Origin of the sequence: Microcoleus sp. S28C3 (assembly GCF_036700785.1) — a bacterium.
In the GTDB taxonomy this organism is placed as follows: domain Bacteria; phylum Cyanobacteriota; class Cyanobacteriia; order Cyanobacteriales; family Microcoleaceae; genus Microcoleus; species Microcoleus asticus.
Genome location: NZ_JAUBPO010000029.1, coordinates 57,511 through 67,842, shown reverse-complemented (window position 1 = coordinate 67,842; position 10,332 = coordinate 57,511). Strand labels below are relative to the sequence as shown.

6 protein-coding genes are annotated in these 10,332 nt (G+C 48.1%); 2 read left to right on the top strand and 4 right to left on the bottom strand.

Going from position 1 to position 10,332, the window contains the following annotated elements:
- Positions 1–47 precede the first annotated feature (47 nt).
- Positions 48–1,013, bottom strand: coding sequence for a cation diffusion facilitator family transporter (locus QUA13_RS11295; protein WP_333198407.1), 966 nt, complete (start codon positions 1,011–1,013; stop codon positions 48–50).
- 241 nt (positions 1,014–1,254) lie between these two features.
- Here QUA13_RS11295 and QUA13_RS11290 point away from each other — a divergent pair, with 241 nt between their 5' ends.
- On the top strand, positions 1,255–1,602 hold the full coding sequence (locus QUA13_RS11290) for a hypothetical protein (protein ID WP_333198405.1): 348 nt from the start codon (positions 1,255–1,257) through the stop codon (positions 1,600–1,602).
- 116 nt (positions 1,603–1,718) lie between these two features.
- On the opposite strand, the gene QUA13_RS11285 is transcribed toward QUA13_RS11290, so the two are convergent.
- The 3 genes from QUA13_RS11285 to mtnA are packed head-to-tail and all read right to left on the bottom strand — an operon-like array spanning position 1,719 to position 4,167.
- Complete coding sequence (locus QUA13_RS11285) at positions 1,719–2,576, bottom strand: rhodanese-like domain-containing protein (RefSeq protein ID WP_333198403.1); 858 nt, start codon at positions 2,574–2,576, stop codon at positions 1,719–1,721.
- A 3-nt stretch (positions 2,577–2,579) separates the two neighbouring features.
- A complete protein-coding gene (locus QUA13_RS11280; protein ID WP_333198401.1) occupies positions 2,580–3,068 on the bottom strand; it encodes a type IV pilin-like G/H family protein in 489 nt (162 codons plus the stop codon).
- A gap of 37 nt (positions 3,069–3,105) precedes the next feature.
- Positions 3,106–4,167 (bottom strand): S-methyl-5-thioribose-1-phosphate isomerase, encoded by a 1,062-nt coding sequence (mtnA, locus tag QUA13_RS11275; RefSeq protein WP_333198399.1) that lies wholly within the window; start codon positions 4,165–4,167, stop codon positions 3,106–3,108.
- Positions 4,168–4,685: 518 nt separating this feature from the next.
- Here mtnA and QUA13_RS11270 point away from each other — a divergent pair.
- Entirely contained in the window at positions 4,686–10,280 is a 5,595-nt protein-coding gene (locus tag QUA13_RS11270) for an SdrD B-like domain-containing protein (protein ID WP_333198397.1), read from the top strand.
- Positions 10,281–10,332: the final 52 nt, after the last annotated feature.

The window sequence follows — 10,332 nt, the reverse complement described above, 5'->3', positions numbered from 1 at the left end:
TCTACTGTCATATCACACTATGATAAACACTTCTCTCTAATAGTAACTTACTCGATCCTTTCCTTCAGGGCACTACCCCTCTTTCCTTCTTCCTTTTCTTCAGAATCGTAGCTAATTTGGTCGGAATGGTAAGCCGGCGGTTCAACGTGAATTAAGATGCGTACAGGGCTGAAACGTTGTTCCAAACGGGCTTCTACTTCTTCTGTAATCCCGTGAGCTGTTTCTACATCGACAGCATCTACAATCATGTGCATATCAATAAATACTTGACGCCCTACAACGCCACGGGAGGCGATCGAGTGACAATTAACAACGCCGGGCACATCCATTGCGATCGCGTGAATAACTTCCGGTGCGATCGCCATTTCATCCACCAACCAAGGCAGATTTTCCCTTAAAACCTTCCAACCGCTGCTAAATACCAAAACAGCCACAGGAAAAGACAAAAACACATCCAGGAATTTCAGTTGAGGTATATTCCAAACCTGCCCTTGCCAAACACCAATCAACCCGCCGATGACCATAATTGTCACCCAAACATCGCTCATCGTGTGCTGAGCGTCAGCCACTAAAATCGCGCTACCGAGACGTTTGCCAACTCTGCGCTCGTAAAAAGTGACAAAAATATTAATCCCCAGTACAATCAGCAAAATCCACAGTTCATTTGGCGATATTTTGACCACTGTGCCACCTTTGAGCAGCCTTTCGACAGCACCGCTGAGAATTTCAAAACAGGCAATTCCCAGAAAAGCAGCAATTCCCAGAGCTCCGAGAGCATCAAATTTTTGGTGTCCGTAGGGATGATCGCGATCGGGCTGCGGGTTGGCATAATGATTAGTTACCAATCCTAAAATATTATTAGCGCTGTCCGTGACACTGTGCAAAGCATCTGCCAGCAAACTGAGGGAACCAGTCAGCCATCCCACGGCTGCTTTAATTGCCATCACCAGCAAATTTAGCAATAAGGTAATTATTAAAACCTTGCGGACTTCGGAACGGTTATCGGCAACCATAAAATCTCCTCTATCTGCCGTCAAGTTTTCTGGTTTCTAGTTTAAAGCTTATCAAGTCATAACAGGTTAAAACTCTTGCGGAATCTAGCTTGCGACTAGATTTATATTCATTAATTTAGCCTAGCTTCTTGAGACAAATTTTAATTAATGCCAGTTTCGCAGTCCAATTGAGCTGGAATGTACTTCTTTTGGGTTACTATATTTTTTATCATTAACAATAGTATGTTAAATTTCATTGCCCATGTCTCTTTCTCCGCTGACACTGAATTTAGTCGAAGGTTCTGTCTCCTTTAGCTTTTCTCCGCAAGCCGCGCGGGATTTGCAAAGCGAAATTGCAGCTTTGATGGAAAGCTTGAAAGCTGTAGCAGCCAAAACCGCTGGCGCTAAAGCTTCTCCCCAAAAACAGATGGAATATCGGTATGCAGGAGATGTATTTTTGGAAGTTTTCTGCAACCCGAATATCTGGCCCACTCCTTTTGCGGCGAAAGTGCTGATTACGGTTAGGGACGATCGCGTGCGCGTGACCACCGAAGCCGAACTCAGCCGCCTGCGCGACGATCTCGCTCAGTATATCGAACAAGTCGGTTGAGATTCTCAACCTCGATCGTTTGTAGTTAATAGGTTGAATCTGAGTTCAGATACCATTCTCAAGAACAGGCTTTTCTGCCTGTTCGACAAACATTAAATTTTCTGTGGGGTGGGCTTCTAGCCCGCCCGTGAAAGGATTACTGACAAAGGATAGCTACCTGCCGGCGACGCCGACCATTCCCACATTGAACCTGCATAATTCTTAGCACAAAATCCCACATTTGTCAACACTGAAGTCAACCAGGCAGAGCGAATTCCCCCACTACAATAACTCACAATTTGAGTTGACTGCGAAACTCCTTTTTGCTGCAAAATAACGACAATTTCCCCACGACTCAGCAGTTTTCCTTGTTTGTCCATCAACTGTTTGTAGTAAAGGTGAACCGCACCGGGAATGTGGCCGCCCCGCTGTTCTCCGTAAGGCGTTTTACCTGCATATTCTCGCCGCTCTCTGGCGTCGATAACTACTAAATTATCATTGCCTAAAATAGCTTTCAATTCATCCCGCTGAATTTCCCAATTCGAGCGGCGAGATATTACAAAATCTCCTGTTTTTCGTGGATTGTTTGCAGCTTTTACTCGATTAATTCCCGCTTTGATTAAAGCCCTATATCCTCCATCGACAAAAACTGCTTTTTCGTGCCCCAAAGTCCGCAACATCCAAACAATTCGCCCGTCTTCGCCCCACCCTTTCACCGAATCGGCCACGACTATGACAGGTTTGTCTTGACAAATACCAATTGCTTGCAGTTTTTGAGTTAAAACTGTGTTATTTTCGATAATTTTTCCCTTGTGGGGAAAGTGCGATCGCGAAAATTCCTGCCAAGTTACGGGAATAGCTGGTGGGAGACGGCAAAACCACTTTAAAATAGGTGCGCGAGCATCTAGTAGAGTAGCTCCTCCTGACAGTAATTGCTTAGCTAAATCTGCGCTTATTATCCAATTATCTGCTAAATTATACAGTAAATTAGACATAATTTATTGAGTAACTTTTGCTGTATTAGTACCGCAGGCTAAAACCCCTTTGGTATTAGTTGGATTAGCTGGTTTAATTTTGCCATTAGCTGTATTTAGACACAAGATCGTTTGGGTCTTGTTTCCTACTAAAAATACTCCACCCACAAAACTTTTGAGATTAGCTTGCTTCGATACTCCGTAGTTAAATACAGCACCTTTTTTCACCATGCCGATCGAGTAGCTGTAATTGGCTGAGTTAGGTTTAACTTGGAGACCCATATAAACCAATAGATTGGACACAGAACTTGTAAAGCCTGCTTTTTCAGCATAGTAAACTTGCTGAGCTTTATTCATCGAACCCACAAATTTTTTCGCTTGTGATTCCTTAGCTTTAAGCGTTTGTGACACTTGAGCTTCCGAGACAGGACTGAAAACAACTGGCAGAGTTAGAGCTGCGATCGCAACTTTGATCTGCCAGTTGCTGCTGCTATAAATCCTGCTTAATTTCACAGATACCAGGTGGAATGAGCAGTTGAGAAACATATAATTAAACTAATTGTTTTGCCTGAAACTGTTTCAACGCCCCAGGAGCAACCGTGCCGTGTTCTGTGATTATTCCCGATATTAATTCCGCCGGAGTTACGTCAAAAGCGGGATTGTAAAATTCTACTCCCACAGGACAAATTCGCGTAGTTCCAACTTGATACATTTCAACTGGATCGCGTTGTTCAATAGGGATTTTGCTGCCGTCGGAAAGTTCAAAATCAATTGTAGATAGAGGCGCAGCGACAAAAAACGGGACGTTGTGAGCTTTGGCAACAATTGCTAAACTGTAAGTGCCAATTTTATTGGCAGCGTCGCCATTAGCAGCGATTCTATCTGCACCGACAACTACTGCATGAATCATGCCGAGTTTCATGCAGTGAGCGGCCATATTGTCGGCGATTAATGTCACGGGAATTCCTTCTTGCACGCATTCCCAAGTGGTCAGTTTGGCACCTTGGAGACGCGGCCGAGTTTCGTCTGCAAAAACTCTTCCGAGTCTTCCTTCTCGCCAAGCAGAACGAAATACACCTAAAGCAGTTCCGTAGCCGGCTGTTGCTAATGCACCTGCATTGCAGTGAGTTAATAAGTTCAATTTTTCGGGTGTAGCTGGCAGAACTTCTAAACCTTTGTCGCCGATATCTTTACAAGTTTGCAAGTCTTCTGCTTGAATGGTTTTAGCCATTTCTAACAAAGTTTTTTGCACTTGTTCGACAGAACCGCTAGTTTTCTCGGCTGTTTTGAGCATTCGCGATATTGCCCAAAACAAATTAACCGCAGTGGGACGAGTCGATCGCAATAAGTCCCCAACTTCTTCTAGTTTAGCGAGAAATTCGGTGCGATCGCCCGTTTCGATTTCCCTCGCACCCAAATACATCCCGTAAGCTGCGGCTACCCCGATCGCCGGAGCACCTCGGACTATCATAGTTTTAATCGCCTCAGCCATATCTTCGCAGCGGCTAATTTCAACTACACCGTATTCTTGGGGGAGTCGGTTTTGGTCAATTAGCACAACTCGGTCTTCTTTCCAAGTGATGGGGGAAACTGAAGGGTTTTGAGCGGTCATCAATTTCAATTATGTGAGGGACAAGTTTCTATGATGCCATGTTAGCGGCTATTCCTCTATGTTATGAGGGACACGCTGGATTTGCCAAAATCCCATTCCTGCGGTTTGAGATTTGAGATAGAAGAATTGCAGGATACTTACCACTCTTTCGGTTTGGAATTTGCGTAGAGTGGGATTCTTCTTCACAAAAGTGTACTTAGTAAAAAACATAACATTAAGTTGTGTAAATTATGTTGATGTTTTTTGAAAGATTTCCGGAATCGGGAACAAGCTAGTTGTACCAGCGGTCTGGTTTTTTTAAGTTGAGAATGAAAAAGTGCGAGAAAGCAAATTTCCAGCTCCAACAAATTTACAATAATCACAAAAATAGATGATTGTAAAGCTTTGTCTGTGCAACTTTTCCTGAGTTGAAGGCGGGTTTTGTGGTAGCCGTATTTGTGGTGGATTGAAGTAGGGCATATCATTGCACGGAAACAACATTTTGAAAACCTAATTAGGTGCCTGGGGGAACAGTAATTATGAAAAACCAACAAATAGTCTTCGTAGATTCAGCAGTTGAAGATTGGCAAAGTCTGGCAGCAGGAGTTAAAACGGGTACAGAAGTAATTTTAGTCGATCGGGCGCGCGACGGCATCGAACAAATTGCCGAAGCATTGCAGAGTCGCAAAGCTATAGAAAGCATTCACATTATTTCTCACGGGGAATCGGGAAGTTTGCAGCTAGGGCAAACTAGCCTGAATTCCGACAATTTAGAAACATATCGCGGCTGTTTGAAACGGTGGTTTTCGTCATCTGTCAACTCAATTCAAAATCGATTTGAAATTCTGCTATACGGATGTAACGTAGCAGCAGGTGAAAAAGGAGCAGCTTTTGTACAAAAGTTGAGCAAGTTAACAAAAGCTAAGATTGCTGCTTCTGCAGATATTACGGGGAGCGCCCAAAAAGGCGGAAACTGGGTACTTGAATACGCTACAGGAGCAATTAAAACAGGATTGGCGATTGAGCCAGAGGTAATGGCAAATTACCCGCATACTTTGGCTACTTTTACTGTTACTAATACTGCTGACGCTGGGGCTGGTTCGCTGCGAGATGCAATTACTCAAGCCAATGCCCTTGCTGGGGCGGATATTATTAACTTCAACATTCCCGCTGCAGGCGTTCAGACGATCGCGCTCCTCACTTCTTTGCCAATAATTACCGAGGCCGTAAGCATCGACGGCACCTCTCAGCCAGGATTCGCCGGCACCCCGCTGATCCAACTTGATGGAACCAATGCGGGGGCTACAACCAACGGCATACTAATCACCGGCAGTGGCAGCACTATTCGGGGACTGGCAATCAATCGCTTTCAGGGTTCTGGAATCTTCATTTTAGGTAATACCGCCACAGGCAACTCTGTACTCGGCAACTCTATCGGCACCGATTCCAACGGTACCGCAGACTTGGGCAACGGTGGCAGTGGCGTAGTAGTTGACAATGCACCGGGCAACACGATCGGCGGGACTGCTGCGGGCGATCGGAATATCATTTCCGGCAACGATGCTTTCGGCGTGTTAATCAATGCCGCAGGTGCCACAGGCAACCGAGTGCTGGGCAACATCATCGGCACAAACGCTGCTGGTACTGCTGCGTTACCCAATACCTTGACAGGCGTGCAAATATCGGGCGGCTCTAACAATATCGTTGGCGGAACCACAGTAGCCGAGCGCAACTTGATTTCTGGCAATGGCAGCGCTGGCGTGTTTATCGATGGTGCCACAGCCACAGGCAACACTGTGCTGGGCAACTTCATCGGCACCGACATCAACGGTACCGCAGACTTGGGCAACGTCGGTTTTGGCGTGGCTATTCAGAATGCGCCCAACAACACGATCGGCGGAAATACCGCAGGTGCGCGCAACATCATTTCCGGCAATAATGCTTTCGGTGTAGTCATTCAAAACGCCCCTGCTACCAGCAACGCTGCCACAGGCAACAGAGTCGTGGGCAACTTCATCGGCACCGATGTCAACGGCACTGCAGACTTGGGCAACACCTTGACTGGCGTGCTCGTACAGGATGCTTCCAGCAACACGATCGGCGGGACTGCTGCGGGCGATCGAAACATCATTTCCGGGAATGACGGTTTCGGCGTGCAAATTCTCAACGCCAATGCCACTCTCAACTCTGTACTCGGCAACTACATCGGCACCAACGCCGCAGGCACTGCTGCCTTGCCAAACACTATTGGTGTAGTTGTAGACAACGCAGGCAGCAACGTGATCGGCGGCACTACCGCAGGCGCTGGCAATATCATTTCCGGCAACAGCGGTCTCACCGCCGGTTTAGGCGTCCAGATTACAGGCGCCTCTGCCACAGGCAACTTTTTGCGCGGCAACTTCATCGGCGTCGCAGCTAACGGTACTAGCCCCTTAGGCAATAGCTCCCTAGGAGTACAGATTACCGCTGCGGCAAGCAACAATGTGATCGGCGGTACATTTGACGGTACAGTAGCAGGTGAAGGAAATATCATCGCCAACAATGGCAATATCGGCGTATCTGTTGCCTCCGGTACCGGCAACCGCATTCAAAACAACTCGATCTTTGCCAACCTCGGCATCGGCATCGACCTCGGTGAAAACGGCCCCACTGCCAACGATGCGGGCGACGCCGACACCGGTGCAAACAACCTCCTAAACACTCCCGTACTCACTACCGCTACCGCCAGTGCTGGCAGCGTCACCGTCGCGGGAACTTACAACAGCACTCCCAATAACTCTTTCATCCTGCAATTTTTCGCCAACAACTTCCCTGGCACCCAAGGTCAAACCTTAATCGCTTTGATCGCGGTAATAACTGATGCCGCCGGGAACGCTGCTTTCAATCAAACTTTCCCAGCAGCCGTCACCGCAGGGCAATTAATCACCGCGACAGCAACAGACATAGCCGGCAACACCTCGGAATTTTCCGCACAGCCTGTTCCCGTTGTCGTACCGCTGAGTACCATCACCGGGATTAAATTTAACGACATTGACGGCAACGGTACTCAAACTGCCGGAGAACTTGGCGTCCCCGGAGTTACAGTTTTTCTCGACACAAATGGTGACGGCATCCTCGGTGCCGGCGAAACTTCCACAACTACCGGCGCCAACGGTGACTTTACTTTCCCCAACTTGGCCGCAGGTACTTACAGCGTCCGGGAAGTTGTACCGGCCAGCAGCCAGCCAACAACTCCCAACCCGGTTTCGGTAACTCTGGCAGGAGGTCAAACTACTCCTGCTACAGTTAATTTTGGCAACCAAGCAATACCCACCGTACTGGGCAGCATCACCGGGATTAAATTTAACGACACCGACGGCAACGGCACTCAAGCAGCCGGAGAACTTGGCGTCCCCGGAGTTACAGTTTTCCTTGACACTGACGGTAACGGCATCCTCGGTGCGGGCGAAACTTCCGCAACTACCGCCGCTGACGGCAGCTTTACTTTCCCCAACTTGCCCGCAGCCACTTACAGCGTCCGGGAAGTTGTACCGGCTGGAAGCCAAACAACTACGGTTAACCCGGTTGCAGTGACGCTGGCTGCTGGTCAAACTACTCCTGCTACAGTTAATTTTGGCAACCAAGCAATACCCGCCGTACTCGGCAGCATCACCGGGATTAAATTTAACGACACCGACGGCAACGGTACTCAAGCTGCCGGAGAACTTGGTGTCCCCGGAGTTACGATTTTCCTCGACACCAACAACGACGGTCTTCTAGATACAGGTGAAACTTCGACAACCAGCGATACTAATGGCAGCTTTACTTTCCCCAACTTGCCCGCAGGTACTTACAGCGTCCGGGAAGTTTTGCCGGCAAACAGTCAGCCAACAACTCCCAACCCGGTTTCGGTGACGCTAGCAGCAGGTCAAACTACTCCTACTACAGTTAATTTTGGCAACCAAGCAATACCCGTACCGCTGGGCAGCATCACCGGGATTAAATTTAACGACACCGACGGCAACGGCACTCAAGCTGCCGGAGAACTTGGCGTCCCCGGAGTTACGATTTTCCTCGACACCAACAACGACAGCATTCTAGATACAGGTGAAACTTCCGTTACCACGGGTACTAATCCTAGTGGCAGTTTCACTTTCCCCAACTTGCCCGCAGGCACTTACAACGTCCGGGAAGTTGTACCGGCTGGAAGCCAAACAACTACGGCTAACCCGGTTGCCGTCACACTGACAGCCGGTCAAACTACTCCTGCTACTGTGAATTTCGGCAACCAAGCAATACCTATTCCGACTCCGACTCCGACTCCGCCTCCGACTCCGACACCGCCTCCGACTCCGACTCCGACACCGCCTCCAACTCCGACTCCCACTCCCGTGCAACAAGGCAGCATCAGCGGTCTTAAATTCAATGACGGCAACGGCAACGGCACTCAGGAGTCGGAGGAAACCGGTCTTTCGGGATGGCAAATTTTCCTCGACGCTAACGGGAACAACTCTTTAGATTCGGGCGAAACTGCTCTTAACAGTGACAGTTCTGGCAATTACAGCTTCAACAACCTCAACCCTGGCACTTACAACGTGCGGGAAGTGCAGCAGACTGGTTGGACGCAAACGACTACTAATCCCGCGCCGATTAATCTCGGTAGTGGCGAAAGTCAATCGAACGTTAATTTCGGCAATTTCCAAAATATTAGCATCTCTGGCAGCAAGTTTAATGACCTCAATAATAATGGGGTTTTGGACACTCAAGAACCGCTGTTGCCGAACTGGCAAATCTTCCTTGACGCTAACAGCAATGACTCTTTAGATGCTGGAGAAGTTAACACTTCAACTGATAGTTTGGGTCGCTACAGTTTCGCTAATTTAGGTCCGGGAACTTATCAAGTTCGGGAAGTAAATCAACCGGGTTGGACGCAAACTACTGCCAATCCTGCTGATATTATTGCTGTCAGCGGCACTAATGTTAGCAATATTAACTTTGGCAATTCCTTCGCCCAAGTGCAACCGCCACCGCAAGAAGGACAAGATGCTGAGTGCATTTGTGAACAAATTGTTTTGCCCAGCATTGGCAGTGTTCGCGGCCCGAGTTCTGTCACTAATACCCGCAACGGTACTAACGGCAGCGACACTATTCTCGCCACTAATAACGGTGACGAAATAAATGGTTTTGACGGCGATGATTTGTTGGCCGGGTTGCGGGGCAATGATAATGTTTACGGCGGACTTAACAGTGCTTTCCCGGTTGGCCCAGATATAGACCGCGACTTGGTGTTTGGCAATGAGGGTAATGATTACCTCAACGGGGTTGCTGGAGATGATTTAATCTTTGCGGGCAAGAACGACGATGTTGTTTACGGCGGCAAAGATGACGACATTATTTTTGGCGACCAAGAGAGCGATACTTTAATTGGCGACCAGGGTAACGATATTATCTACGGGGGAACTATTAACCCGTTCGACCCGGATTTGACTGGCAATGATTTGGTCTTCGGTTTGGCGGGCGATGACTTCCTCAGCGGGGAGAAAAATCAAGATACGATCGCAGGCGGTGACGGTGATGATACAGTGCGTGCGGGCAAGGGCGATGACTTAGTTTTCGGCCAATTGGGCAGCAATCTTCTATTTGGCGATGAAGGCAGCGATACTATCTGCGGTGGCGAGGGGGAAGATACAGTGTACGGGGATATTGGTAGTCCTCTTCCCATTGGTTCTGCTGGCGGACAAGACCAAATATGCGGCGGTTTGGGCAACGATTTGCTGTTTGGCAATGAAGGTCAGGATACCGTTAACGGGGAAACGGGGAACGATACTCTTTACGGCGGTAAGGATGAGGATAGTTTGCTTGGCAGTGCTGGGGACGATTTCTTGTTTGGAGATCAAGGGAATGATACTCTGATTGGAGGTACCGGGAACGATCGATTTATGTTGGGAATTGACCTCGGCAGCGAGACTATTGTAGACTTTCAATACGGTCTCGATTCGATCGGCTTAATTGGCGGTCTGAATTTCTCGCAACTGAGCATTGTTGCGGAAAATAGTTCTACTCTGATCCGAGTTACTGGTTCCGGTCAACTTTTGGCAACTCTCAACAATGTGCCTGCAAGCGCGATTACTGCCACAGATTTTGCTTTCCTGTAGTGCGATCGAGCTAATTAATTAGGTAAGAATATTGTAGGGACGATTTATTAAT

Bases quoted from the DNA above. Each gene is read 5' to 3' on its own strand.
- QUA13_RS11270 (WP_333198397.1), top strand. From the start codon at position 4,686: ATGAAAAACCAACAAATAGTCTTCGTAGATTCAGCAGTTGAAGATTGG.
- QUA13_RS11285 (WP_333198403.1), bottom strand. From the start codon at position 2,576: ATGTCTAATTTACTGTATAATTTAGCAGATAATTGGATAATAAGCGCA.
- QUA13_RS11290 (WP_333198405.1), top strand. From the start codon at position 1,255: ATGTCTCTTTCTCCGCTGACACTGAATTTAGTCGAAGGTTCTGTCTCC.
- QUA13_RS11295 (WP_333198407.1), bottom strand. From the start codon at position 1,013: ATGGTTGCCGATAACCGTTCCGAAGTCCGCAAGGTTTTAATAATTACC.
- mtnA (WP_333198399.1), bottom strand. From the start codon at position 4,167: ATGACCGCTCAAAACCCTTCAGTTTCCCCCATCACTTGGAAAGAAGAC.